Source organism: Streptomyces sp. IBSBF 2435, assembly GCF_036815005.1.
Taxonomy (GTDB): domain Bacteria; phylum Actinomycetota; class Actinomycetes; order Streptomycetales; family Streptomycetaceae; genus Actinacidiphila.
In genome coordinates, this window is sequence record NZ_JAJSYW010000094.1 from 1 (window position 1) to 25,775 (window position 25,775).

18 protein-coding genes are annotated in these 25,775 nt (G+C 73.1%); 12 read left to right on the forward strand and 6 right to left on the reverse strand.

The annotated features are described in order from the left end of the window. On the reverse strand, positions 1-581 hold a 581-nt coding region (locus V7E46_RS19155), incomplete at its 3' end, for a hypothetical protein (RefSeq protein ID WP_333769549.1). Between the two features lie 159 nt (positions 582-740). Between V7E46_RS19155 and V7E46_RS19160 the strand changes: the two genes are divergently transcribed. The 4 genes from V7E46_RS19160 to V7E46_RS19175 all read left to right on the forward strand — a co-directional run bounded on the left by V7E46_RS19160 (position 741) and on the right by V7E46_RS19175 (position 5,095). After that, the gene (locus V7E46_RS19160; RefSeq protein ID WP_333769550.1) at positions 741-1,175 is read left to right on the forward strand and encodes a MarR family winged helix-turn-helix transcriptional regulator; all 435 of its coding nucleotides are present in this window, start codon (positions 741-743) and stop codon (positions 1,173-1,175) included. Positions 1,176-1,314: 139 nt separating this feature from the next. Next, positions 1,315-1,527, forward strand: a complete 213-nt coding sequence (locus V7E46_RS19165) for a heavy-metal-associated domain-containing protein (protein WP_329178269.1) — start codon at positions 1,315-1,317, stop codon at positions 1,525-1,527. 42 nt (positions 1,528-1,569) lie between these two features. Then, complete coding sequence (locus V7E46_RS19170; protein WP_443054242.1) at positions 1,570-3,864, forward strand: heavy metal translocating P-type ATPase; 2,295 nt, start codon at positions 1,570-1,572, stop codon at positions 3,862-3,864. A 67-nt stretch (positions 3,865-3,931) separates the two neighbouring features. Next, a complete protein-coding gene (locus V7E46_RS19175; RefSeq protein ID WP_333769552.1) occupies positions 3,932-5,095 on the forward strand; it encodes a winged helix DNA-binding domain-containing protein in 1,164 nt (387 codons plus the stop codon). A gap of 233 nt (positions 5,096-5,328) precedes the next feature. Here the strand turns inward: V7E46_RS19175 and V7E46_RS19180 are convergent, their stop codons facing one another. Then, a complete protein-coding gene (locus V7E46_RS19180; RefSeq protein WP_333769553.1) occupies positions 5,329-6,978 on the reverse strand; it encodes a D-alanyl-D-alanine carboxypeptidase in 1,650 nt (549 codons plus the stop codon). 1,139 nt (positions 6,979-8,117) lie between these two features. On the opposite strand from V7E46_RS19180, the gene V7E46_RS19185 reads away from it, so the two are divergent. The 5 genes from V7E46_RS19185 (at position 8,118) to V7E46_RS19205 (ending at position 13,890) form a co-directional block, all read left to right on the forward strand. Beyond that, entirely contained in the window at positions 8,118-8,819 is a 702-nt protein-coding gene (locus tag V7E46_RS19185; protein ID WP_329178262.1) for a GOLPH3/VPS74 family protein, read from the forward strand. A gap of 452 nt (positions 8,820-9,271) precedes the next feature. Further along, positions 9,272-10,126, forward strand: a complete 855-nt coding sequence (locus tag V7E46_RS19190; RefSeq protein WP_333769554.1) for a helix-turn-helix domain-containing protein — start codon at positions 9,272-9,274, stop codon at positions 10,124-10,126. Positions 10,127-10,375: 249 nt separating this feature from the next. Beyond that, positions 10,376-10,585, forward strand: a complete 210-nt coding sequence (locus tag V7E46_RS19195; protein ID WP_333769555.1) for a DUF397 domain-containing protein — start codon at positions 10,376-10,378, stop codon at positions 10,583-10,585. Positions 10,586-10,757: 172 nt separating this feature from the next. Further along, a complete protein-coding gene (locus V7E46_RS19200) occupies positions 10,758-11,951 on the forward strand; it encodes an aminotransferase-like domain-containing protein (RefSeq protein WP_333769556.1) in 1,194 nt (397 codons plus the stop codon). 364 nt (positions 11,952-12,315) lie between these two features. Continuing rightward, entirely contained in the window at positions 12,316-13,890 is a 1,575-nt protein-coding gene (locus tag V7E46_RS19205; RefSeq protein WP_333769557.1) for a sodium:solute symporter family protein, read from the forward strand. Positions 13,891-14,015: 125 nt separating this feature from the next. On the opposite strand, the gene V7E46_RS19210 is transcribed toward V7E46_RS19205, so the two are convergent. From V7E46_RS19210 to V7E46_RS19220, 3 genes are all read right to left on the reverse strand, one after another. Next, entirely contained in the window at positions 14,016-15,119 is a 1,104-nt protein-coding gene (locus tag V7E46_RS19210; protein WP_329178253.1) for an ADP-ribosylglycohydrolase family protein, read from the reverse strand. 173 nt (positions 15,120-15,292) lie between these two features. Continuing rightward, positions 15,293-16,525 carry a phosphodiester glycosidase family protein gene (locus tag V7E46_RS19215; RefSeq protein ID WP_333769558.1) on the reverse strand — a complete coding sequence of 411 codons (1,233 nt, stop codon included), beginning with the start codon at positions 16,523-16,525 and terminating at the stop codon, positions 15,293-15,295. A gap of 316 nt (positions 16,526-16,841) precedes the next feature. After that, on the reverse strand, positions 16,842-19,427 hold the full coding sequence (locus V7E46_RS19220) for a bifunctional FO biosynthesis protein CofGH (protein WP_333769559.1): 2,586 nt from the start codon (positions 19,425-19,427) through the stop codon (positions 16,842-16,844). Between the two features lie 763 nt (positions 19,428-20,190). Between V7E46_RS19220 and V7E46_RS19225 the strand changes: the two genes are divergently transcribed. After that, complete coding sequence (locus V7E46_RS19225) at positions 20,191-20,829, forward strand: hypothetical protein (protein ID WP_333769560.1); 639 nt, start codon at positions 20,191-20,193, stop codon at positions 20,827-20,829. A gap of 181 nt (positions 20,830-21,010) precedes the next feature. Here V7E46_RS19225 and V7E46_RS19230 read toward each other — a convergent pair whose 3' ends face one another. After that, positions 21,011-22,063, reverse strand: a complete 1,053-nt coding sequence (locus V7E46_RS19230) for an AMP-binding protein (protein ID WP_333769561.1) — start codon at positions 22,061-22,063, stop codon at positions 21,011-21,013. Between the two features lie 360 nt (positions 22,064-22,423). Between V7E46_RS19230 and V7E46_RS19235 the strand changes: the two genes are divergently transcribed. Then, positions 22,424-25,360, forward strand: a complete 2,937-nt coding sequence (locus tag V7E46_RS19235) for an AfsR/SARP family transcriptional regulator (RefSeq protein WP_333769562.1) — start codon at positions 22,424-22,426, stop codon at positions 25,358-25,360. A 183-nt stretch (positions 25,361-25,543) separates the two neighbouring features. Next, a complete protein-coding gene (locus V7E46_RS19240; RefSeq protein WP_333769563.1) occupies positions 25,544-25,708 on the forward strand; it encodes a hypothetical protein in 165 nt (54 codons plus the stop codon). Positions 25,709-25,775 lie beyond the last annotated feature (67 nt).

A 25,775-nucleotide genomic window follows, 5' to 3' on the forward strand; every position in this document is an offset into this window, starting at 1 on the left:
ACCCGCGAGGCCGCCGCGGCGGCCTCGCGGGTCGGGCGGGCCGGGAGTACGGCCTGGGACAGCAGGACGCAGGCCACGGCGATCGCCCCGGCCGCGGCGCCCCACAGCGGCCCGGTGGCCTTGGCGGCGCTCGGCGGTACCGGTACGACCATGACCGCGATGAGCGGGGTGAGGGCGAGCCGGCCGAAACGCCGTACACGGCCGCCGAAACGCAGCAGGTAGCGTGACCCGCCGACCGCGGCGACGTACATTGCCGCGCCCAGCCAGGTGTGATGCAGCATGAACCGCCCCACGAGGCCGGCCAGCAGGCCGATCGCGGGGACGTACAGCAGAGCGGAGAGCCGATGCGCGAGGCTGGTCGCGTGCAGAGTGCGCGAGACCATGACGGCGACGACGGTCGCGATCACGACGGCTCCGCCGGGCAGGTCCGCGGCTTTGGCCATTGCCACGGATATCAGCAGGGCGGCGAGCGCCGCCAGGATCGTCCGAGCGGCAGTCCGCAGCAGGACCCGCCCGGGGTCGAGCAGCCGCAGCCGGTCTCGTACGAGCTGGGCTCTCCCGTCGCCGCCGGACCCTGGCACTCGGCGCGCACCGCGCAGCCGATCTCGTACGGACTGCCCCATCCCCTCACCATCCATTACGCCTGGCGTACGACCATACCGCCGACAGGCCCGCCCTTACACCACAGAAGCATCTCTAACCACCATTGATAGTACGCCGAGCTTATGAAAATGGCCGCCATGTTTCCTCCCCCGCCCCAAGACCCGGCAGCGGTGCTGCGCCGTGCGGTGAACCGGCTCAGCCGCCGGATGCGTACCGAGCGCCCGCAGGACGGCCTGCCCAGCGGGCGTCTCGGCGTGCTCGCGCACCTCTACCGCTCGGGGCCGAGCGCGCCCGGCGCCATTGCCGCGGCCCTGCACGTACAGCCGCAGTCGCTGACCCGGACACTGGCCGCACTGGCCGGGGACGGGATGGTGAGCAGGACCAGGGACGCGGCGGACGGCCGCAGCCATGTCATCGAGCTGACCGACCGCGGCTTCGCGGCGATGGCCCGTGACGTACGACACGGCGACACATGGCTGCGGGAGCGGATGGACGCCGAGCTGAACGACACCGAGCGCGAGGTACTGCGCCTGGCGGCGGCGCTGCTGGACCGGCTGGCCGGCGACGAGTGACCCCGGGTCGGCGGCCGAGTGCGACACAGGTCACCCGATACCCCTGGGGGGTCTTCGGCAAAATACCCCTAGGGGGTATAGGCTGGTGAGCGGTGGAGACGGAACGAGCCGTCCCCGACCACGCGACGAGGAGCACACCATGAGCGATGTCGTCTACTCGGTGTCCGGAATGACCTGCGGCCACTGCGAATCCGCGGTCACCCAGGAGGTCACCGCCATCCCCGGCGTCACGTCCGTCAAGGCGGTCGCCTCGACCGGACTGCTGACCATCGGCTCCGACCAGCCGGTGGACGACGAGAAGGTACGGGCGGCGGTCGACGAGGCGGGCTACGAGCTCGTCGGGCGGGCCTGAGCCACACACCAGCGGGGGGAGCGGGGAGCAGCGATGAACGGCATGGACGTCCACCAGGACGGCAGCGGCACCAGCAGCAACGGCGGCGTCGCGCGGCCGGCCGGGCAGTGGGTCGAGCTGGAGATCGGCGGCATGACGTGCGCGTCCTGCGCCGCCAGGATCGAGAAGAAGCTCAACCGGATGGACGGCGTCACCGCCACGGTCAACTACGCGACCGAGAAGGCCAAGGTCGGCTACAAGGACGGAATCGCGGTCGGCGACCTGATCGCGACGGTCGAGGCCACCGGCTACACCGCCGCGCTCCCCCCGCCGCCCGCCGCCACGCGGGCGCCGGACGCCGCCGCGCCGGCCGACACCGAACTGACCTCACTGCGGCAGCGCTTGACCACCGCCGTCGTGCTGGCCGTGCCGGTGATCGTGCTCGCGATGGTGCCGGCCCTGCAGTTCGACAACTGGCAGTGGCTGTCGCTGACCCTCGCCTCGCCGGTCGTCGTCTACGCCGGCTGGCCCTTCCACCGCGCCGCCTGGACGAATCTGCGGCACGGCGCCGCGACCATGGACACCCTGGTCTCGGTCGGCACGCTGGCCGCCTTCGGCTGGTCGCTGTGGGCGCTCTTCTTCGGCGACGCCGGGATGACCGGCATGACCGACGCCTTCCGGCTGACGGTGTCCCGTACGCAGGGCGGCAGCGAGATCTATCTGGAGGCGGCAGCCGGCGTCACGGCCTTCATCCTGGCCGGCCGCTACTTCGAGGCGCGTGCCAAGCGCCGGGCCGGCGCCGCCTTGCGCGCGCTGCTCGAACTCGGCGCCAAGGACGTCGCCGTACTGCGCGGCGGCGGTGAAGTACGGATCCCGATCGGCGATCTGGCGGTCGGCGACCGCTTCGTCGTACGGCCGGGCGAGAAGATCGCCACCGACGGCCTGGTGCGGGACGGCACGTCGGCCGTCGACGCGTCGATGCTGACGGGCGAGTCGGTGCCGGTCGAGGTCGGCCCCGGCGACCGGGTCACCGGCGCCACCGTGAACGCCGGCGGGCGGCTGGTGGTCGAAGCCACCAGGATCGGCGCCGACACCCAACTCGCGCGGATGGCGAGCCTGGTGGAGGACGCGCAGAACGGCAAGGCCGCGGCCCAGCGGCTCGCCGACCGTATCTCCGGGGTCTTCGTGCCCACCGTCATCCTGCTCGCGCTCGGCACCCTGGTGGTCTGGCTGGCGCTCGGCGAGGGCGCGGAGGCGGCCTTCACCGCCGCCGTCGCCGTCCTCATCATCGCCTGCCCGTGCGCGCTCGGACTCGCGACGCCCACCGCTCTCATGGTCGGCACCGGGCGCGGCGCCCAGCTCGGCATCCTCATCAAGGGCCCCGAGGTGTTGGAGTCGACCCGGGCCGTCGACACGATCGTGCTCGACAAGACCGGTACGGTCACGACCGGTTCGATGACGCTGACCGGCGTGCTGGTGGCCGACGGCGTCGACGAAGGCGAGGCGCTGCGGCTCGCGGGCGCCCTGGAGCACGCCTCGGAGCACCCCATCGCACGGGCCGTCGCCGCCGGGGCCGCGGAGGCCGGCGCGCTGCCCGACGTCGGGGACTTCTCCAACCTGCCGGGCCTCGGCGTCCAGGGCGTCGTGGAGGGGCACGCGGTGCTCGTCGGACGTGAGCAGCTGCTGCGCGACCGGTCGCAGCCGCTGCCGCCGGAGCTGGCCCGCGCCAAGGCCGCCGCGGAGACCGGCGGCGGCACGGCGGTGGCCGTCGGCTGGGACGGCCGCGCCCGGGCGGTCCTCGTCGTGGCCGACGCCGTCAAGCCGGAGAGCGCGGAGGCCGTACGGCGGCTGCGCGGGCTCGGGCTGCGGCCGGTGCTGCTCACCGGGGACAGCGCGGCCGTCGCCGCGGCGGTGGCCGCGGACATAGGCATCGCCGCGGAAGATGTCCACGCCGAAGTCCTTCCCGAGGACAAGGTCGCCGTCATCAGGCGGCTCCAGGCGGAGGGCCGCACCGTCGCGATGGTCGGCGACGGGGTCAATGACGCGGCTGCGCTCGCGCAGGCCGATCTCGGGCTCGCCATGGGCACGGGGTCGGACGCGGCGATCGAGGCGGGCGACCTCACCCTCGTACGGGGGGACCTGCGGGTCGCCGCGGACGCGATCCGGCTGGCGCGGCGGACGCTGACCACGATCAAGTCGAATCTGTTCTGGGCGTTCGCGTACAACATCGCGGCATTGCCGCTGGCCGCCGCCGGGCTGCTCAATCCGATGATCGCGGGGGCCGCGATGGCGTTCTCGTCGGTCTTCGTCGTGGCCAACAGTCTGCGGCTGCGGACGTTCGCGCCGCTCGCGCGGTAGCGGGCGGCCGCACACGGCGCAGGGCGCAGGGCACAGGGCACGAGCCACAGGGCGCCACGATAGGGGGATGGCAGAAGTGCGGCGGGTGTCGGTGGAGGCGCGCAGGGCGCGGTTGGTGGCGCGGCTCGGGGCACCGGCGGCCGGGGTCCGGGAGGTCGTGGAGCGGCTGGTCGCGGTGCACGCGACGGACCCGGCGACGGTGTATCTCGCCATCGCCGCGCGGCTCCCCGACCCGGGCGGCGCGGTCTCCGCCGTGGAGAGGGAGCTGTACGCGCGGCCTCCGGGGCTCACCCGGATGCTGGCGATGCGGCGGACCATGTTCGTGGTCACGCGCCCGTTCGCACCCGGGGTGTACGCCGCCGCCGGGCGCCGCATCGCCGTCAAGGAGCGCAAGAGCCTACTCGCCCACCTCGCGGACGGCGGCTGGGACGCCGCGTGGCTCATGGATGTCGAGGCGGAGGTCGCCGCGGCGCTGGCCGCCCACCCGGAGAGCAGCGGCGCCGAACTGTCCCGGCTCGTACCGCGGTTGCGCGAACAGGTCGTCGTCGCCCGCGGCAAACCGTACGAGGCGAAGCAGAACGTCGCGAGCCGGATCATCCGCACGATGGCCGCGGAGGGCCGGATCGAGCGGCGCCGGCCGGCCGGATCCTGGACCAGCGGCCAATTCCGCTGGGCGACCGCGGAACCGCTGCCGGAGCTGTCCGCCGAGCCCGCGCGGGCAGCGCTCGCGAAGGCGTGGCTGGGGGCATACGGACCCGGCACCGAGGCCGACCTCGCGTGGTGGACGGGCTGGACGCGGCGCGAGACCCGCGAGGCGCTGGGCGCGGTCGGGGCCGAGGCGGTCGTGCTGGACGACGGCGCCACCGCTTACGTCCTCCCGGGCGACACCGGGCAGGACCCGGCGGAGGAGCCGCGGACTGCGCAGTTGCTGCCCGCGCTGGACCCGGCGGCAATGGGGTGGAGGGAGCGGGGCTGGTTCCTGCCGGAAGGGCACGCCGAACTCTTCGACAGGACCGGGAACATCGGGCCCACCGTGTGGTGGGGCGGCGAGGTCATCGGCGGCTGGGCACAGCGGGGTGACGGGGCCGTCGTCTGGCAGCGGATCGCTGACCGCGGGGCTGCGGCGGAGGCCGCGGTCGGCGTTGCCGCCGAGCAACTCGGTGCGGTGCTGGGCGGGGTGCGGGTGACGCCCCGTTTCCGTACGCCGCTGGAGCGCCGCCTCTCCGCGTAGGCGGTTTCCCTGCCAGGAGGGTCGCAGGGCCGTTTCACAGCAGCCGCGGCCGGGTACGACGGCGCCCTTTGCGACGGCCGCCGCAAAGGGCCACGGCAAGGAGCCGTCGCAAGAGGCTGGCATCCAGGGCGCGACAGGCCGCCCGGCGCGGCAGGTCCCCCGGCGCAAGTCCCGGGGCCGCAAGTTCCCGGGGCCGCCGGAAGGGGCGGCCCCGGGAGGAATCCGGCCGGCTGTCAGAAGTGCGTGAGCTTCGCCCCGAAGGACGGCTCCGCGAGATCGGACTTGAGGACGGCCGGGACAGTGGTCCTGGCCGACCCGGCACCGATGGTGAGCGTGCCCACCACGGCACCCGCCTTGGCACTGTGCGGCACCCCGGTGGCCGGCGTGCTGAGGGTGATCGTGGAGCGCAGGCCCGGCCAGCCGACCGCCGTGAGGTCGGCGGCGGCGGCGACCGGGGTCGTACCGCCGAGGCCGTCGCGGACCTCGCCGACGACGTCGCCCTTCTTGACGACCGTCACGGACGTGAGTCCGCCCTGGACGGCCTCGATGAGCTGCTGGCTGCGGGTGAGTGCGGTCTGCAGGCTGTCGTTGACGGTGGTGCCGCCGTGCTGCTGGAGGACGACACCGAGGATCAGCTGGTCCTTGCCGCCGACCTTCTTCTTCGCCGCCCACATCAGGGCGCCGCCCGCCGGGGTGCTCGACCCCGTCTTGATGCCGACGACGCCGGGCTTCACCAGGTCGTTGTTGTTGTTGTAGATCCGGCCGACACCGGGCACATCGACGTTGGGGAGCGCGACGACCGAGCGGAAGACCTCGTTCTTCATCACCTCGCGGGCCAGCTTGAGCTGGTCGACCGCGGTGCTGACGGTGGTCTCCTCGAAGCCGCTGGCCCCGGTGTAGGTGGTGTGGGTCATGCCGAGCCCCGCGGCGGCCGATGTCATCTTGGTGACGAAGGCCTGCTGCGTCCCCGCGTCCCAACGGGCCAGCAGCCGGGCGATGTTGTTGCCCGACGGGACCAGCAGCAGTTGCAGCAGCTGGCGTTCGGTGAACTTCTGGCCCGCCGACACATGGGCGGTCGACTCGTCGGCGGACGCGGACTCGTCGGCCGCCTGCTGGTCGACGGGGATCACCGGCCCGTTCTGCTTGCCGGTGAGCGGGTGGTCGCGCAGCACCACGTACGCGGTCATCACCTTGGTGAGGCTGGCGATCGGCACCGGATTCTGGGCGCCGTGCACACCGAGCGAGCCGAGGCCCTCGACCTCGGCGACGGACTGGCCCTCACCGGGCCACGGCATCGACCCGGGCAGCGAGGCGCCGGGGAAGGCGTACGAGGGCGCGGCGGTCAGCCGGAGGCCGGCCGCGGGCAGCGGGCGTACGGCCTGGACGATGACGAAGACCACCGCGAGCAGGATGACCAGCGGGGTCCAGATCTTGAACCGCCGGCCGACGGTGCGCAGCGCGGTCTGCCGGGGCGGCGGGGTGTTGGTGAGCTGGGCCAGCAGCTTGAGCGGGGTGGCCCCGGTGGTGCCGGACCCCGACCCGGACGGCGACAGCGACGGTACGGGCATGGCCCGCGTCCCCTCGGGCCCGACGATCTCGCCCTGGTCGGGGGCGGCGGCGGGCGGCAGGGGCGCGGAAGCGGCGGGCGGCGCGGAGGCCGCCGCGCCGGCCCAGCCGGGCGCCGCGCCTGCCGCGGGGCTCCCGGTACGACCCACCGGGCGTTCGGCCGGGAGGTCGGAGATCAGCGGCCGCAGCAGTGACTTGCGGACCTCGGCGCGGTGCACACCGGTGTCCTCGTCCCCGGGGGGCGAGGCGGCACCGGAGGGCGCCCGGGGGGCCTCCGCCGGGGCGGCGTCCTCGGGGGCGTCCGCCGGAGACGCCACGGGTGCGTCCGAGGGGGTGCCCACGGGGGCGCCCTTGGCCGACGCCTTCTCCGAAGACGCCTCGGAAGCGCCCCCCGGCGCCTCCGGGGGGGCGTCTTTCGGCCCGTTCGCCGACCCTGAGCCGCCGCCCGGCCCCGATTCCGCTTCCGGGCCGGCCGCAGGGCCGGCCGCCGGAGCGTCCGTGACCGCCCCTGCCCCGGCCTGGCCCGCGGGCGCGTCCTGGGGCCCGTCCTCGGCGGCCGGCGCGCCTGCGGCGCCGGGAGCGTCCTGCGGGGCCGCCACGGCCCCGGAGGCGGCCTCTGCGCCGCCCCCGGCCGCCGTCCCGGAAAGCTCACCTCTACGGCCGCCCGCCGTCCGGGCGCCCGCTTCCGCCACCGGAGTGCGCCCCGGCTCGTGCCCGGGCGCAGCCGCGGACGGACTCCCGGGCGCGTCCTGCGGCCCCGGGTCACCGTCGGCTTCCGCCTTTTCGGTTGAAAGTTCATTCACCACAGCTGCACCAGCAGCCTCATCCGCACCTGCAGCACCAGTCTCCGGATCACGATTTGGTTCCGTTTTCCGGGGCTCCATGACCGGCCCGCGAGGCACCGGCGGAGCGGACGGCGTAACGGCGTCGGCCGTCGCGTCCGCGACCGCTACGTCACCCGGCGTATCCGCCGCAGGACCGTCGGTGGATGCGGCGGCCGGGCGCGGGCGGGCGGGCGAGCCCGGCAGATCGGCCGATTCCGGCACGCCCGACTGGACGTCGCCGGCGGACGCACCCTCGTGCCGTACCGGCGTGGCGTCCACCACAGCCGCCTCACGCGCCTCATGAGGCGCCCGGAACACCACCAGCCTCGGGTCTGCGGCCCGCGCTGCGGCCCCGTCCCCCGATGTCCCACGCTGCTGTTCCCTGCCGGGGGACTCGCCCGCCACGCAGACCTCCTCCACACATCGTGCGGGGCGCCACCCGGCGCCCCTACCCGTCCTGACCCACACTTGCAATAGTCCCGCGACGGGCCCGCAGGCCGTCCGCGACACCACCTCCGCCCCCGTAGACGAGAACGACATACCAGCCGGTTCCCGCCGATATGGAGAAGGCGCTCTCGACAGGCCGGTGTGAGAGGCGTCACCCTGTCACTCATCCACGCGGGGAGGCATGGATGGGCAAGAGCCGCAGAACAATTCCGGAAGAGCTGTTGCTGCTCGCCCTGGACCCGACGACCGGGACCACGGCGCAGCCGCAATCACTCGACCTCGGCCTCGCCGGAGCACAGCTCGTCGAGCTGGCTCTGGCAGGACGGATAGCCCCTGACGGGGATCGTATCGCCGTGGTGCACCCACGGCCGACTGGAGATCCGACTCTGGACTCCGCTCTGGAGCTGTTGCGCCGTCGTGGCAGCCCGGTGCGGGCGGTCCACTGGATCGGCGGACCCCGGCTGGGGCTCCGTCAGACGTATCTCGCGCACTTGGAACGGTGCGGCATGGTGCACGCCGTGCCGGGACAGATGTGCGGGGTGCTGCCGACCACTCGGTATCAGGCGACCGACAGCGCGGTCAGCCGGGAGATCAGATCCCGGCTGGACAGTGCGATCCGCACCGGCGTACCGCCGGACCCGCGGACCGCCGCGCTCGCCGCGCTCGCCCACTCCGTGGGTCTCGGCAAGCACCTGTACCCGGGCAACGAAGGCCGGTCGTCCAGATCGCGCCTGCGGGACCTGATCAGGTACGACCCGATGGGCGGACTCGTCGCGCACGCCGTGATGGACGTGCAGAACGGCGTGGCCGCGCAGCCCAAGCGCCCACCCGCCCAGGCACAACGCACGGTGGGACACGGCACGATGGCCAGGGCCGGTGCCCGCTGACGTTCAGCGCGTCCGAGCACACCGAGCACGCGAAAGCACACGGCAGTACGTGACCACCTGAACAGCACGGCGTGAGCAGCACCTCCAGTAAGTACGAGCGAGTACGAGCAGCACCAGAGCAGTGCCAGCAGTACGCGTACGCAACCCGTAACGCCACAGGACGGGCGGCGGTGTCCGTCGGCAGGGACAGGACACCGCGGATTCGGCCCCGTCCGCAGCGAGATCCCCTCCGGGAGCCGCTGTGCCGCGCGGGGTGGCGGGCGCCGGACGGACGTCCGGACCCGGTGCCCCGCGCGGCACGTTTCCCCCCCGCCCACGAGGCGCGCGAGCAGCTTCCGCGCGCCCGGGGCGCAGGCCGGGCAATCTTGTTACGACCATTCGCCAGCGCGGCGATGACCGCTAGTGGCAGGCTGCTGACCATCAGTACGGTTCAGCGTGGAGGTGCACTTCCTGTGGTCGCCAACGTCAACCCCACCGTCAGGCGCCGCCGTCTGGGTTCGGAGCTGCGCAAGCTCCGTGAGGAGAAGGGGATGACGGCCGAGGAGGTCGCGGCCCGGCTCCTGGTCTCCCAGTCCAAGATCAGCCGCCTGGAGAACGGCCGCCGCAGCATCAGCCAGCGCGACGTCCGCGACCTGTGCGGGGTGTACGGGGTCGAGGACGTGCGCGTTGTCGAATCGCTGATGCAGATGGCCAAGGAGTCCCGCCAGCAGGGCTGGTGGCACGCCTTCGGCGACATCCCCTACAGCGTCTACATCGGCCTGGAGACGGAGGCGGCGAGTCTGCGGGTCTTCGAACCCCAGGTGGTGCCCGGCCTGTTGCAGACCCAGCGCTACGCGAGCGCGGTGATCGCGGGCAATCTGCCCGAGGCGACGTCGGAGCAGGTCGAGAAGCGGGTCAGCGTGCGCATGCGCCGGCAGGAACGGATCACCGATCTCGACGGGCCGTTGCGGATGTGGGCGGTGGTGGACGAGGCGGCGCTGTGCCGCAAGGTCGGCGACGCGCAGATCATGCGCGAACAGCTCGCGCATCTCGTGGAATTGAGCCATCTGCCGCATGTCACCGTCCAGGTGCTGCCGTTCGAGGCGGGTGCGCACCCGGGACTGAGCGGGCAGTTCGCGGTGCTGGAGTTCACCGACACGACGGATGCCACGGTGGTCTATCTGGAGGGCGTGAACAGCGACCTGTATCTGGAGAAGGACACCGATGTGCAGGCCTACAGCGTGATGTACGAGCATCTGCGGGCGCAGGCGCTGAGCGCGGAGGCCACCCGGCAGTTCATCGGCGACGCGGCCCTGCGGTACGCCTGATCCGGCAGCTCCCGGCCAGGCGACGCATGGGGTCGCCTCGGCGTGCAGGCGGGCAAATTACTCTACTACCCGATCATTGACAAGGGTTGCCAGGAATATGCCACCTGGTCGAGTGAAGGCCCCACCCGGTCGGTGATGTTGGCGAGTAGCGTCGATCGCAGTCAGGCAGTGGTGTACGCCACATCGCCACCGCGCGATCGCATTGCGGAGTACACCCCGCCGCCGTCACCAGCACAGACCGGAGCAGAGATGGCAATCAAGCTGGGCAGCACCCCCGCGTGGCGCAAGTCCTCGCGGTCCACCGGAAACGGTGCCTGTGTCGAAGTGAAGTCCCCGGCTGTCGCGGCCGTCGTGGTCCGCGACTCGAAGGACCCGCAGGGTCCGGTGCTCACCTTCTCCCCCGAGGCGTGGTCGTCCTTCGTCACCGACGTGGACCACGGCACGTACGACCTGCGCTGACCGGTCGGCACCGGCCGCAGGACAGCACCACGAGTACAGCACCACCGCAAAAGCCCTCTCGACCGGCCGCCGTCCTGGCCGAGAGGGCTCGCTGCTGCCCCGTGCGGCGCCCGGCCGACCGGATGCTGAAAAGTATCTGGACATTACAACGGTTTTTCGTAGGCTGCCGCACATGACGACGACCGCCGGAGCCGCACTGCCCGCACTTGCCGCACGCGCACGGGATGTGGGGGCTTCACCGGTGCGGGAGATCCTGGCGCTGACAGCGCGGCCCGAGGTGATCTCGTTCGCCGGGGGGCTGCCCGCGCCCGAGTTGTTCGACGCGGAGGGGATCAGGGCGGCGTACGACCGGGTGCTGGCCGAGCGGGCGGGGACGGTGCTGCAGTATTCGACCACCGAGGGCGATCCGGCGCTGCGGGCCGCGGTGGCGGGGCGGCTGACCCGGCGGGGGCTCGGCACCGACGCCGGCAGCGTCGTGGTGACGGGCGGTTCGCAGCAGGGGCTCGCGCTGCTCGCGACCGTGCTGCTGGAGCCGGGCGATGTCGTGCTGGTGGAGAATCCGACGTATCTGGCGGCGTTGCAGTGCTTCGGCTTCGCGGGCGCCCGGGTGGTGCCGGTGCCGACCGACGAGGACGGGGTGCTGCCGGACGCGCTGGAGGAGCTGGTGCTGCGCGAGCGGCCCAAACTGCTCTACCTGATCCCCGACTTCCAGAACCCGACCGGCCGCACGCTGCCCGAGCTGCGCCGCCGCGCGGTTGCCGAGGTGGCCGGGCGGCACGGGCTGTGGATCGCCGAGGACGACCCGTACGGGGAGTTGCGCTTCGAGGGCGACCGCCGGCCGTGGATCAGCTCGTACGAGGCCGCCGCCGACCGTACGGTCCTGCTGGGCAGCTTCTCCAAGGTGATGGCACCCGGGATGCGGCTGGGCTGGCTGCGGGCGCCGGCCGCGCTGCTGCGGCCCTGCGTGATCGCCAAGCAGGCGGCCGATCTGCACACCTCGACGGTGGACCAGGCGGCTGCCGCCCGCTACCTCGCCGACCGCGACCTCGACGCGCATCTGGACCGGGTGCGTTCGGCCTACCGGGCTCGCAGGGACGCGCTGCTCGCCGGGCTGCCCGCGGCGCTGCCCCAGGGCAGTGCGTGGAACCGCCCCGAGGGCGGGATGTTCGTCTGGGTGCGGCTGCCCGCGGACCGGGACGCCACCGCGCTGCTGCGTACCGCGATCACGCACGACGTCGCCTATGTGCCGGGCGCACCCTTCTACGCCGCCGAGCCCGACCGGGCGACGCTGCGGATGTCCTTCACCACGCATACGCCCGAGGAGATCGCCGAGGGGCTGCGCCGCCTCGCGCGGGCCTTCGGCTGATCCCCGGCCGGCCCGCGCCCGGCCCACCCGCGACCGGCGGTCCGCCGGCGTCCTGCGCCCCTTTCCGAGCCGTACGGGACCCGCTCCCGTACGGCCGCTCTGCCGTGCCCGCGTCAAGCGAAGTGCCCGCTCATCGTGGGTTCGCGGCCCCGGGCGTCACAATGCCACGGAGAGTAAAGAGAAAGTAAAATCGTTCGGCTTTCTGATCCGAATTCAGACTCTTGAACACCGGGACCCTTGACCGGCCCTCCGGGCCAAGGGTTCAATCCCGGAAGTCCCCACTCCCGCACGGGGGCCAGCCGCCCGGGCGAGCGTCACGGCGAAGTGCGTTCCCGTTCACAAGGCGGACCCCCTGGAGGGGACAATGAACAGTCTCGACTGGACCGTGCTCATCGCCTACTTCGGCGTCATGATCGCGATCGGTGTGTGGTCGCACAAACGCGTCGACGACGTCGGCGACTACTTCACCGCAGGCGGCAGGATGCCGTGGTGGCTGTCCGGCATCTCGCACCACATGTCGGGCTACAGCGCGGTGATGTTCACCGGTTACGCGGGCATCTCCTACCAGTACGGCATCACGTCGTACGTCACCTGGGCGCTGCCCATCGCCGTCGGGATCGCCATCGGCGCCAAGACCTTCGCGCCGCGGCTGAACCGGGTACGGTCCCGGCTGCACGTCGCCTCACCGCTCGAATACCTCAAGAACCGCTACAACCTGACCACGCAGCAGGCGCTCGCCTGGTCCGGCGTCCTGCTCAAGATCGTCGACGTCGGCGCCAAGTGGGCCGCCATCGCGACCCTGCTGTCGGTCTTCACCGGCGTCACCATCACCCAGGGCATCGTCATCACCGGCGCGATCACCGCGGTCTACTGCACCGTCGGCGGGCTGTGGGCCGACGCGCTCACCGAACTGGGCCAGTTCGTCATCCAGCTGGTGGCCGGCCTGGCGATGCTGGTCGCCGCGCTGAACAAGCTCGGCGGCGTCAGCGGCATCTGGAACGTCTGGGACGAACCCGCGCTCCGCCACCACGGCCACCCCACCGCGGGCCCCTACACCACGGTCTTCCTGCTCGCCTACCTCTTCATCAAGACCTTCGAATACAACGGCGGCATGTGGAACCAGGCGCAGCGGTACATGGCCACGAGGTCCGCCAAGGAGGCCACCCGCAGTGCCGCTCTCTCCTCGGCGCTGTGGTTCGTGTGGCCCGTCGTGCTGTTCTTCCCGATGTGGGTCTCCCCGCTGCTCGTGCACGCCAAGAAGCCCGACGGCTCCGACTCCTACGCGCTGCTCACCGAACAGCTGCTGCCGCACGGGCTGCTGGGCCTGGTCGTGGTCGGCTTCTTCTCCCACACCATGGCCATGTGCTCCTCCGACGCCAACGCCATCTCGGCCGTCGTCACCCGCGACATCGCGCCCGCCTTCTCCCGGCAGGCCCGCGAGTGGACCGCCCGGGTCGGCCTCATCGCGGCCCGGATCACCACGCTGGCCTTCCTCGGCCTGTCCATGGCCGTCGCGACCCAGGTCAACTCGCCGGCCTTCAAGGACATCATCACGGTCGTGATCAAGTGGGTCGCCGGGCTCATGGGCCCGATCGCGATCCCCTTCATGCTCGGCCTGCTCCCCCGCTTCCGCCGCTCCGGCCCGACCGCGGCCCTCACCAGCTGGGCGCTCGGCCTGTTCGCCTTCTACCTGCTCAACTACCCCGTCAACGACGCGGTGTCGGGCGGCGTCCACCTCGAATACCAGATCTCGCTGCCGCTCGCGGTCTCGCTCGTGCTGTACGTGGTCGTCGGCTGGATCAAGCCGGAGGACACGCCGGAGCGGGACGCCCTCCTGGCGCGGATCAACTCCGACGGGGGCGGGGCGGGGTCGGTCGCCCTTCCCGAGCCGTCGCAAGCGGGGGACGACGCTCTGCGGCCGGCGGCCAGCACGGAATAGCCGCTGCGGGAGGCGGCGGCGGCTTCTCCTGTCGACCCGCCGCCGTGGTGGCGCGCGCAATTCCCCGCGCCCATGCGGTGGCCCTGCGCGGCGCGGGACGGGCGCCGCAAGGGCGCGGGGAAGGGCTACGCGGCGGGGTAGCGGTCCAGCCAGGCGGGGCTGGCCCCGGACGGGCCGTGCAGGGCGGGCGCCTGCGTCATCTCCATGGCGAAGTCGTCCGCGAGCTGCAGGATCGTCGCCCGGCCCTCCAGCTCCGCTATCCACGCGGGCGGCAGCGCCGTCTCCCCGTGCTGGACGCCCAGCAGATTGCCGCAGATCGACCCGGTCGAATCGCTGTCGCCCGAGTGGTTGACGGCGAGCAGCAGCCCGTGGCGCACGTCCTCGGCGACCAATGCGCAATAGACGCCGATCGCCAGGGACTCCTCGGCCGTCCAGCCCTCCCCGAGTGCTTCGACGCGCTGCGGCGACGGCAAGCCCTGCCGTACGGCCCCCAGCGCGCTCTGGAGCGCGTCGGTCGTCTCCTGGTGGCCGGGGCGCGCGCCCAGCAGGGCCAGGGCGTGCTGGACGGACCCGTCGAGCGCCTCGCCGCGGGCGAGCCCGTGGATGATCACGGCGAAAGCGCCCGCGGCGAGCTGCCCGGTGGGGTGCCCGTGGGTCTGCGCGGCGCACTCCACCGCGAGCTGGAACACCAACTGCGGCTCCCAGCCGACCAGCAGTCCGAAGGGCGCCGAGCGCATCACCGTGCCGCACCCCTTGGAGCCGGGGTTCTTCGGCTCCTCCAGGGTGCCCATGCGGTCGTCCGAGAGGCCGGTGAGGCACGCGTTGCCCGGCGCCCTCCGCGCGTAGAGCCACTCCTCGCGGGCGAGCCAGCCGGCGTCCTTGCGGCGCTCGTCGGGGCCCCACTCGCTCTGTGTGGCCGACCAGCGGCGGTACGCGCGGTGGACGTCGGTGGGCGGGTGCCAGGCGCCGGTGTCCCGGCGCACCTGCGCGCGTATCAGGCCCTCGACGGTGAACAGCGTCATCTGCGTGTCGTCGGTGACCGCGCCGCGCCGCCCATAAGCGGTGACGTAGTCGGTGACCCCGTCGGGTCCGTGGTTGCCCTGGATCGCTTCGAGGGACTCGAACTCGATCCCCGCGCCGAGCGCGTCGCCGATCGCCCCGCCGAGCAGACAGCCACGGACGCGGCTGCGGAAGTCCTGCTGCTGCGCGCGTCCCCAGACAGCGGTCAAAGCGGTTCCCTCCGATCGTCCCCCGATCCGAACCCGTTCTGCGCCTGCACGATAGCCGACGTGGCCAGGAGCGGAAGGGGTGCGCGGGGTAGGTGAAGGTTGTCCCGGATGAGGCGGCTCCGGGGAGATGGCGGGATATCTCCCCGGAGTGCGCTCCGGCGCGCGAAGGGGGCTCAACCGGCCGCGAAGACGCCGATCCCGTTGGCGACCGGGCGCTCGACGCCGCCCGCCGGGCGGTTGCGTACGGTGACCGCGCCCGCGCCCGGGTCGCGGGCGACCAGGGTGGTGGAGCCGCCGCCGTCCAGGTTGACGGCGTTGTCGCAGCCCAATTCCTGCAACACGCCGGCCAGTTCCGCGACCGTCAGGCCCGCTTTCGCCTCGGCGCTGCCGTCCAGGGCGAGCAGCCGCAGCGTACGGCCGTGGTTGCCGAAACCTGCCGCGGTCCTGGTCGCCGCCGTCCTGTCGTCCAGGCCCGCGAGGGGCGCGCCGGCGCGCAGCACCGGGAAGCCGCCGACCGCGAAGGCGTACGGCACGCGGGCGGCGGACGGCGCCAGGTGCTCGTCGACGCGTACGCGGTCGCCGGGCCGCAGCGTACGCAGCGTGTCCGCGCCGGCGTCCCGGCCCAGCAGCACGGTCGTGCCGCTGGGGACGGCGCCCGCGCCCGGTGCCTCCGCCACGGACACGACGCGGCCGGCGCGTACGGCGACCTCGTAGGTGTCGGTGCTGCACCCGGCCGCCCGGGAGGTGTCGCTGCCGCACACCGCGCGCCCGCGCGAGGCCGCGCCCCAGTCCGCGGTGTACGCGCCGATGCCGCCGACCGGCAGGGCGTACTGGTTGAAGCCGCCCAGCGGGTAGCTGCCCGCGGCCGTACGCACCCGGCCGTGCAGCGTCAGCGTGTCGAGCCGCGCTCTGCGGTCGGTGCCGACGCCGAGCACGTCCCGCGTCGTTTCGCCCGCCGGCAGGCCGGGGCCGAACCGCTGGGCGGTCGGCACGGCGGCCTTCAGCGGGCGGCCCGAGCTGATCTCCGGGCCCACGGAGGAGCCGGTGGGGGTGACGCCGGGGTGCTGGCTCTCCTCGATGTCGAAGAAGTCGCCGTTCACGGCGGCGGTCGCACGGCGGGCGTCAGCCAGTTGCGAGACCGGCGCGCGGGCGGCGACGGTGCCGGGGGTGAGCAGGTCCACTCTCACCCGCGGATCGCGGAGGTCGATAGTGATCACGTGGCCATGTACGACGCCGTTCGCGGAATCCGCAGTGAACTCCCGGTAGTCCACGCCGCGCGCCAGCCGCTCGCTCCGACCGTACGTCACCGCCCCCGCGGCGGCCCGCGCCCCGCCGGCCGCCGCTGTCCCGGCGATCACCGCCCCCGCCAACGCCGCCGCGCACATCCCGATATGACGCCGCCTCATGCGACCCCTCCGCTTCACTGGCCCCGACGCCACCACTGTGCCAGGGGCGCGCGTGGCGGGGACGCCGCTTGCGGTACGTCCTTGCGCGCGTCGCTGTCATGGCTGGGCGCGCGTTTCCTCGCGTCCCCGAAACGTGCCCCTCTGGCGGTGGAGGACGAGCCCGGCGGGGGCGCGGGAAACTGCGCGGCCGGCCGCAGTGCGGCGGCACGGTGAACGCCACGGGACATGGCACCGGCCCAGGGGCGCCGGGGGCGGAGCCGCGCGGCGGGCCCGCCGCCCGGGGAAGGCCACGAGCGACCCTCCCCGCCGACGTCGGCTAACCGTGCACGTCCCCCAGCACGGGCAGCAGTTCCGGCAGGTGGCCGTCGGAGGCGAGACCGGCCGCGACGCGCTCGGCGGGCACGTCGCCGTACAGCGTGGTGCGCTGCCGGGCGGGCCGGCCGGCCGCCTCCGCGATGGCGACCAGATCGCGGATCGAACGGTACGAGCCGTAACCCGAGCCCGCCATGCGGGAGATGGTCTCCTCCATCAGGGTGCCGCCGAGATCGTTGGCCCCCGAACGGAGCATGTCGGCCGCGCCGTCCGCCCCCAGCTTCACCCAGCTGGTCTGGATATTGGTGATGTGCGGGTGCAGCAGCAGCCGGGCCATCGCGGTGACGGCCCGGTTGTCGCGGGCGGTCGGCCCGGGGCGGGCGATACCGGCCAGGTAGACGGGCGCGTTGGTGTGGATGAAGGGCAGCGTGACGAATTCGGTGAAGCCGCCGGTGCGCTGCTGGATCTCGGCGAGCAGCCGCAGGTGGCCGAGCCAGTGGTGCGGCTGGTCCACGTGCCCGTACATCATGGTGGACGAGGAGCGGATGCCCAGCTCATGGGCGGTGCTGACCACCTCGACCCAGGTGGCGGTGGGGAGTTTGCCCTTGGTCAGGACCCAGCGCACCTCGTCATCGAGGATCTCGGCGGCTGTGCCGGGGATCGAGTCGAGGCCCGCCTCCTTGGCGGCGGTCAGCCAGTCGCGGACCGACATACCGGTGCGGGTCGCCCCGTTGACGACCTCCATCGGCGAGAAGGCGTGCATGTGCATGCCGGGGACGCGGGCCTTGACCGCCCGCGCGATGTCGAAGTACGCGGTGCCCGGCAGGTCGGGGTGGATGCCGCCCTGCATGCACACCTCGGTCGCGCCGACCTCCCACGCCTGCTGGACCCGGTCGGCGACCTGGTCCAGGGACAGGGTGTAGGCGTCGGCGTCGGTGCGGCGCTGCGCGAAGGCGCAGAAACGGCAGCCGGTGTAGCAGACGTTGGTGAAGTTGATGTTCCGCGTCACGATGTACGTGACCTCGTCGCCGACGACGTCCCTGCGCAGGTCGTCCGCGATCCGGCACAGCGCGTCCAGCGCCGGGCCGTCGGCGTGCAGCAGCGCGAGCGCCTCGGCGTCGGTGAGCTTCGTCGGGTCGTCGGCCGCTGTGGACAGCGCCCCGCGGACGTCGGCGTCCACCCGGTCGGGCACCATGCCCGGCGCGGCCTGTTCGCGCAGCTCCTCCCAGTCGCCGTAGACGTCGTCGAAGTCGTCCCTGCGGTCGGAGGTACGGCCCTCGGTGTCGATCGTGCGGTGCAGGTCAGTACGCCCGCCGGCCGCGGGGAAGGCCTCATCAGGCTCCTGCCACGGCCGGCCCTCGACCACGGCGTCCTGCCGCGCGAGGCCGGTCGCGGGATCGGCCAGCGCCCGTACGTGCGGGACCAGGCGCGGGTCGAGCCACGGTTCGCCGCGCAGCACGAACTCCGGGTAGATGGTGAGGCGTTCGCGCAGCGTGAAGCCGGCCTCCGCCGTACGCGCCGCCAGGTCGTCGATCTGCGGCCAGGGGCGCTCGGGATTGACGTGGTCGGGGGTCAGCGGCGAGACGCCGCCCCAGTCGTCGATGCCGGCCTCGATGAAGCGGGCGTATTCGCCGTCGACCAGATTCGGCGGCGCCTGGATACGGGCCGCCGGGCCCAGCACCACTCGCGCCACCGCGATGGCCGCGGCCAGCTCCTCCAGCTCCGCGTCCGGCATGCCGCGCATCGCGGTGTCGGGCTTGGCCCGGAAGTTCTGGACGATCACTTCCTGGACGCCGTGGTAGCGGCGGGCGGTGCGGCGGATCGCGAACAGCGACTCGGCGCGCTCCTCGTAGGTCTCCCCGATGCCGATCAGGATGCCGGTCGTGAACGGCACATTGGAGCGGCCCGCGTCCTCCAGGACCCGCAGCCGTACCGCGGGCTCCTTGTCCGGCGAACCGAAGTGCGGCCCGCCGCGCTCCGACCACAGCCGGGTCGCCGTCGTCTCCAGCATCATGCCCATCGACGGGGCGACCGGCTTGAGCCGCTGCAGATCCGTCCACGACAGCACCCCCGGGTTGAGGTGCGGCAGCAGCCCGGTCTCCTCCAGCACCCGGATCGACATCGCGCGTACGTACGCGAGCGTGTCGTCGTAACCGTGCGCGTCCAGCCACTCCCGCGCCTCGGGCCAGCGGTCCTCCGGGCGGTCCCCGAGCGTGAACAGCGCTTCCTTGCAGCCCATGGCGGCGCCGCGGCGGGCGATGTCCAGCACCTCGTCCGGCGAAAGGTACATGCCGTGGCCGTCCCGGCGCAGCTTGCCGGGCACCGTCACGAAGGTGCAGTAATGGCAGGTGTCCCGGCACAGCCGCGTCAGCGGTATGAAGACCTTCCGCGAATACGTGATGACGCCGGGGCGGCCCGCCGCGTCGAGCCCCGCGTCGCGCACGCGGGCCGCGGTCTCGGCCAGCCGCGCCAGGTCGCCGCTGCGGGCTTGCAGCAGCACGGCGGCCTCTCCCGTGTCGAGGGCGACGCCGTCCGCTGCGCGGTGCAGGGCGCGGCGCATGGCGTTGGCGGTGGGCGGGGGCAAGGTCATTCCCCGAGCATAGGTCGCTGCCCCGACATTCCACTGTCCTCGCCGCACCGTGCGGCCTGTCACCAATCTCTCCTGCCGGGTGGGAATACGGCCGTGCGCGTCGGCGCCTCAGCCGCGACGCGCCGCCGTGCACGAACCCCCCGCCGGCGCCGCGGTGAACGGCGCGGCCGGCCCACCCCCACGGTCGCGTGCGGACCGCCACCACCCCTTGGGGGCGCGAGGCGCCACGCCCCCAAGCCTGACGGCGCGCCGCCCCACCCCGCAGGGGCGCGGGGAACCGCGCGCCCAGCCACGACGTGCCGTCACGTACGAACTCCCCGTGCCATTCCAGGGCGCGGGGAACTGCGCGTGCAACCACCCACCCGCCATCGCGTGGCAATGCACCGCCACCGCCCCAAAGGCGCGGGGAACTGCGCGACCGGCCCACCACGCGCGGGCCGTCACCGACCCAGAGGGGCTGTCCGGTCCGATCCCGGACCGCCGGCCGGTGGCCGGTTGCGCGCGCAGTTCCCCGCGCCTTTGGTCGGCACCCCAGCACCAGCCGAGGGGCACCCTCCTACGCGGAGGCACCGCCGGCCCATGGGCACCCCCTTGCCGAAGGGGAGCCGCCCAACCCACGCTCCCGGGGGATGCGCACCCGCCGACGCAGCGAAACCCCCAGCGCCGCGTCGGCGGAGGGGAACCGCGCAACCGCCCCCGGGGGCTTGGCGGGGCTCGGGTGAAGGCCACCCCGACGTCACCCGCTGGTGGAACCGTACGGGCCATGGACCGACGCGACGCGCTGAAACTCTCCGCGCTGGCAAGCGCGACCGGCATCCTCACGCTGACCCCCGTGAACTTCGCCGCAGCCTCCGACAAATCCTCCTCACCAGGTCAGGACGGCGACCTGAAGAGGATCGTGACCGGCCACCTGCCCACCGGCGCCGCCGACTTCGTGTACCTGCCGGTCGAGGTGCCGCGCGGGATGCGGCAGATCGCCGTGTCGTACACGTACGACCGGCCGGCCGTCCCGTACGGCACGAACCTGGCCGGCCAGTGGAAGTTCGGCTACGACGACGTCGACGCGATCGAGGTCTGGAACGGCCCCTGGGCCAGCGACGACGAGGCGTCCCTGCTGACCTGGGACAATCTGCTGACCGGCGCGGTCCGCCGCGGCGACGGCCACTGGATTCCAGCGATGGGCAACTCCGACGCCCACCGCGACCCCGACGTCGTGGGCCTCCCGCAGGCCGTCGTGCCGGCGGACGGTCCCAACCGCCGCGCCCTACAGGCCGGTATCCGGGCCGGCCGCCCCTGGATCGCGGAGAACGCCGAAGTGCAGCTCGCCTTCACCGCGTCGGGCCGCACGGCGAGCACGCGGGCATCGGCGACCGGCTGCCCGTCGCACCCGACGCCGTGGTGACGGTGGGCCTGACCGTGTCGGGTGTTCCGGCCGGCGCCCTGCTGCGCCGGGTCTCCGACGAGGGCCAGGTGTTCGCGGCGCCGCTGCCCGCGTCGGGCACGGTCAGCTGGCGGACCACCGCCTCGGCGGCGGCCTATGTCCGCGCCGAGGTCCGCCGCCCGGACGCGCCCGGGCGGCGGCGTCAGCCCGTCACCCTCACCGGGAGCAGGATGCGCCACACGGCCTCCTCCAGGCCGTGCACCGCCGCGATCCAGCCGATGTTCTCCTCGTCCGTGCCGAGCCGGACCGCCTGGGCGAGTTCGGTCATCACCTCGGCGAGGTCGCCGTGGCCCATGGCCGCTTCGAGCCGCCCGCCCGTGGGGCCGTCGTCGTGGTAGCGGTGGTAGGCGGGGGCGCCGCGCAGGACGCCGACCGGGCGCCACTGCTGGGCCAGCCGCCACACGGGCTCGCCCGCGACACGTACGCCGTCCGCCTCGACCACCTGCGTACGGTTGCGGTCCACCTCCAGCGCGTGCCAGCCGTCGGTGCCGGTGAGGATCAGGTCGGGGTCGCAGTGCTGGACGGCGCGCGGCACCGTACGGGTGGCGCCGGAGGTGGGCAGGACGAGCGGGATCGCGGCCATGCCGGCGTAGAGGCAGCCGAAGAAGGCGCCTGCCAGGTCGGGGCCCTCGGGGTAGACGAGCAGGACGCGGCTGCCCGGGCTCAGCAATGTACCGAGCCGGGCGGCCACCGCCCTGGCGCGCCGGTCGAGTTCGGCGAAGCTGCAGCCCGCGGTGCCGATACCCGCGGCGCGGCATTCGAAGGGCAGCTCGGGCACGAGCGCGGGGTGCCGTTCGGCGCGCCGCCGCAGCAGCGGTCCCGGCAGCCGGCCGCCGTCCCCCGCGACCGGCCGGGCGCCGCCGCCCCCGCCGCCTATTCGCGCCCGGCGCGGCTTGCTGTGCTCTCCGCCGCTCATTGCAGCGGTTTCCCGCGGCGCGGCATATTGCGGCGCGTACGCCGGGCTCGGCGGCTGCGCGGCGTGCAGCCGCCGTACGGTGGCGTGCCGCGGCCTGCCCCACCAGCCGGACGGTTCAAGGCCGTCCGGCGTGCCGGCCGGGCCGGCGCCGTCGAGCGCGCCCGAGCCGTCCGACGCACCCGGCCGGTACGTGTTCGACTCGTACGCCTCGGTCCCGGATCCGCCGGTCCCGAACCCGCCGGCCGCATATCCGTCAGCCCCGCCGGGACCCCGCACCACAGTCCACGAACCATTCGCGCGATCCGCGCACTTCGCACACATCGCGGTTCAGTTACCCGTCCTGTCGCACAAAGCTCCACGGCACGATCCATCCCCACACACCACAACCTCCGCGCACGCACAGCCGGAATCTCAAATTCAGCCCAACTTCAGCCGTTGGGCCGGTTGGGGACCCGCATGGGGTGACCCGGGGCGCCCCGACACGGCAAACTGACACGGGCGGGGCCGAACCAGAGGCTCGGCCGACGAGTGCCATGCGGACAACTGTTCCGTCCGGCGATGAACGATTGATATACGCGCGGAGAGCCGACCCGGCCCTTTCCTGACCGGTGCGGCTCGCAGGCGGTTCAGGGGGCATGCATGGGAAGCAGGACGGAACCGGGCAGCGGCCTGCGGTTCGCGGTCCTCGGGCCGGTACGCGCCTGGCGCGACGGCCAGCCAATCGTGACCGGCGCACCCCAGCAACGCGCGCTGCTGGCCGTCCTGCTGCTGCGCGGCGGGCGGACGGCCACCGCGTCCGAGCTGCTCGACGCCCTGTGGGGCGAGTCCCCGCCCAATACGGCGCTGGCCGCCCTGCGCTCGTACGCCTTCCGGCTGCGCAAGGCGCTCGGCTCGCAGACGCTGGTCACCGATTCGGGCGGCTACGCCATCCACGTCCCCGTCGAGGCGCTGGACGCCACCTGGGTCGAGCAGTTGGCCGCCGAGGCGGAGAAGGTGCGCCAGACCGATCCGGCGCAGGCCCGCGAACTCCTGGTCGACGCCCTGGACATGTGGAAGGGCGAGCCGCTGGCCGGGCTGCCGGGGCCCTTCGCCGAGACCCAGCGGGGCCGGCTCACCGAATGGCACCTGGGCCTGATCGAGCTGCGGCTCGAACTCGACCTGGAAATGGGCGCCCACGCCGAGGCGGTCTCCGAACTGACCGCGATCACCGCCGAGCACCCGCTGCGCGAGCGGCTCCGCGGCCTGCTGATGCTCGCCCTGTACCGCAGCGGACGCCAGGCGGAGGCCCTCGGCGTCTACGCCGACACCCGGCGGCTGCTGGCCGACGAGCTGGGCATCGACCCCTCGGCCGAGCTGAGCGACCTGCACCAGCGCATGCTGGAGGCGGACGCCGGCCTCGCCCCGCCGCACGGCGCCACCGGGCCCGGCGCCCCGGAAGTCCTGCGCCCCGCGCAGCTGCCCGCCACCGTCTCCGACTTCACCGGCCGCGCCGCCTTCGTCCGCGAACTGGGCGAGCAGCTGGCCGGCGCGTCGCAGGGCAGCGGGGTGATGGCGGTCTCCGCGGTCGCGGGCATCGGCGGCGTCGGCAAGACCACGCTCGCCGTCCAGGTCGCGCACGAGGCCCGCGAGGCCTTCCCCGACGGGCAGTTGTACGTCGACCTGCAAGGCACCGGGCCGCGGCCGGCCGAACCCGAGGCCGTACTCGGCTCGTTCCTGCGCGCCCTCGGCCTTCCCGACGGCGCCATCCCCGACTCGCTGGCCGACCGCGCCGCCCTCTACCGCTCCACGCTCGACGGCCGCCGCGTGCTCGCGCTGCTCGACAACGCCTACGACGCCGCCCAGATCCGGCAGTTGCTGCCCGGCACACCCGGCTGCGCCGCGCTGGTCACCAGCCGGATGCGGATGGTGGACCTGGCCGGCGCGCACCTGGTCGACCTCGACGTGATGTCGCCCGAGGAGTCGCTGCTGCTGTTCACCCGCATCGTCGGCGAGGAGCGGGTCAACAGCGAACGGCAGGCCGCCCTCGACGTGGTCGCCGCCTGCGGATTCCTGCCGCTCGCGATCCGGATCGCCGCCGCCCGGCTGGCCGCCCGCCGCACCTGGACGGTGTCGGTACTGGCCAACAAGCTCGCCGACCACCGGCGGCGGCTGGACGAACTGCGGGCCGGCGACCTCGCCGTCAAGGCCACCTTCGCCCTCGGCTACGACCATCTGTCGCCGGCCCAGGCCCGAGCCTTCCGGCTGCTCTCGCTGCCCGAGGGACCCGACATCTCGCTGGACGCCGCCGCGGCTGTGCTCGACCTGGACCGCTACCGGACCGAGGAACTGCTCGAAGCGCTGGTCGACATCAGCCTCATCGAGTCGGCGGCGCCCGCCCGCTACCGCTTCCACGACCTGCTGCGCCTCTACGCCCGCGAGCGCGCCGAGACCGACGAGACCCACGAGGTGCGCTGCGCGGCGCTGTCCCGGCTGCTGGACTTCTCCCTCGCGTCGGCGGTGTCCGCGTACGCGCTGGAGAATCCCGGCGACCGCGTCATCGACCACCTCGCCCCGACCAGCCACCCCGGTATGACCTTCCGTACCAGGGAAGAATCCCTGGACTGGATGTTCTCCGAGGCCCAGGGGCTGCTGGCGGCCGTGCAGCAGGCCGCGGACGGCGGCTGCGAGAGCTTCCTGCGGCGCGCGGTGGACGTTCTGCTCGTCGCCCAGGACCTGATGGAATCCGGCGTCTACGCCCGGCAGTACGAGCAGGCCACCCGCGCGATCGTGACCACCGCCCACGACTGCGGCGACACCCTGGTCGACGGCCGCGGCCGGGTGTGGCTGGGGCAACTGCTGCGGCTGTCGGCCAGGTTCGAGGAGGCGGAGGAGGAGACCAAGCGCGCCCTGGTGCTCGGCCTGGCCGCCGAGGACCCGATGACGTGCAGCTACGCCCCGAACCTGCGCGGCATCCTGGCCCTTCGCGGCCTCCGCTTCGCCGAGGGCGCGGAATATCTCATCAGCGCTCTGGACGCCTTCAGGGCGGACGGCAACAAGCACGGCGAGGCCGCGGCGCTCAGCAATCTGGCGCGCGCACAGCTGGACCTGGGGGACGACACCGCGGCGATCGCCGCCACCGAGCGCGTCGTGGCGATCTACCGCGAACTCGGCGCCGGCTTCCGGCTCGGCAACGGCCTGTACTCGATGGGCATCACCCTGACCGCCACCGGCTCCCACGACGGGGCCCTGGGCTGCCTCACCGAGGCGCTGGAGATCTTCCGCGCGGCCCGGCAGCAGTTCTGGGAGGGCATGACCCTCTACCGGCTGGCCCAGCTCCACCTGGCCGCGGGCCGCTACCGGCAGTCGGCCTCCCATGTCGAGCAGGCCCTGGTCATCATGCGCGAGATCGGCGGCGACTGGCGTACCGCGAACGCGCTGACCGTCCTCGGCCAGGCCCTTGCCGCCATGGGCCAGGAAGTACGCGCGCACGCCTGCTGGCACGACGCGCTGGCCACCTATGCCGCGCTGGGTTCGCCCGAGATCACCGAAGTGCGCCGGCTGCTGGGCGACGAGTCGGAGTCGTCGGCCGCGGTCTGACCGGGGGCGGGGTGTCGTTCGACGACCGGCATTGCCCAACCGAGGCCGTTTATCAGTTGATTATCGGCGGGTGTCAGGATTCCATCACTGCACGAGCTGCCCGCTCGGTAGTGCACGGGGGTCGCTGCCGGGCGGGCGTTACGACAGCGTCCCCAAAGCTGGACACGCACACAGGAGAGCACCATGAGCGCAGAGCAGCCGAAGGTCCCGAACACCGGCGACGGCAGCGTCGAGCCGGACAACTTCCACGCCGAGGGCACGCCTGAGACCGTTCCGGGCGCACCGCTCACCGCCAAGCCCGGCACGGTGAAGCCGGACAACTTCCACGCCGAGGGCACCAAGCAGTAACGCCTGAGGTCTGGGTCCACGGGGGAACGGGGGGCCGCCCGGGAGGGGGAAGCGTTCGCGGTTCAGG